General features: G+C 61.2%; 1 protein-coding gene. It reads left to right on the plus strand.

The window, feature by feature from the left end:
• On the plus strand, positions 1–852 hold an 852-nt coding region (locus QOL62_RS19820; RefSeq protein WP_488165572.1), incomplete at its 5' end, for an aldehyde dehydrogenase family protein.
• Between the last annotated feature and the right edge of the window lie 170 nt (positions 853–1,022).

The following is a 1,022-nucleotide window of genomic DNA, read 5'->3' on the forward strand; positions in this document are numbered from 1 at the left end:
AAGCAGTGCGACCGCATTCTGGCGACGGGCGGCACGCCGATGGTGAAGGCGGCCTACTCGTCGGGCACCCCGGCGCTTGGCGTGGGTGTGGGCAATGCGGTGGTCACCGTGGACGACACCGCTGACCTCGATGATGCCGCAGCCAAGATCCTGCTGTCGAAGACGCTGGACTACGCCGCTTCGTGCTCGTCGGACAACGCGGTGATCCTGCTTGATGCGATTTATGACACGATGCTCGAGAAGCTGAAGGCCAAGGGCGGCTTCATCATCGAGGGCGAAAACAAGGCCAAGCTCGAGAAAGCGATCTGGGAGGATGGCGAGCACATCAACGCCAAGGTCGTGGCGCAGTCCCCGCAGTTCATTGCCGACTACGCCGGGTTTGCAATCCCCGAAGATACCGCGTTCTTCATCGTGCCCGAAACCGGCCATGGCCCGGACCACAAGTTTTCGGGCGAGAAGATGACTGTCACCATGGCGCTCTATCGCGCGAAGGACATCGACGAGGCGATCCGCCTTACCAACGCCATCCAGAGCTATCAGGGGCAGGGCCACTCCTGCGGCATCTACTCGCAGAGCGACGAGAACATCACGAAGCTGGCGATGGGCACCAAGACCAGCCGCGTCATGGTGAATCAGCCGCAGTCGGCCTCCAACTCGGGCAACGTGTGGAACGGTATGCGCCAGACTTTTTCGCTCGGCTGCGGATCATGGGGCGGCAACGGCACGAACAACAACGTCACCTGGCGCGATCTCATCAACGAGACCTGGGTGTCGAAGCCGCTCGCACAGCACAAGGTGATCCCGTCGGACGAAGCACTGTTCGGCAAGGACATCATCGAACTGGTAGGCTGAAGCAGGCGATGTCAGCCATTTTCATGAACTTAATTCCGGGCATCAAACATGGCTGACATCAACGACTGGCAGGCCGCGGCGGCGAAGGAGGTCAAGGGCAAGGACCTGACCTGGAACACGCCCGAGGGCATCGCGGTGAAACCGCTCTACACCGCCGAGGACGTGACCGT

The sequence above is a fragment of the Novosphingobium panipatense genome (genome assembly GCF_900182875.1).
GTDB classification, from domain to species: domain Bacteria; phylum Pseudomonadota; class Alphaproteobacteria; order Sphingomonadales; family Sphingomonadaceae; genus Novosphingobium; species Novosphingobium panipatense.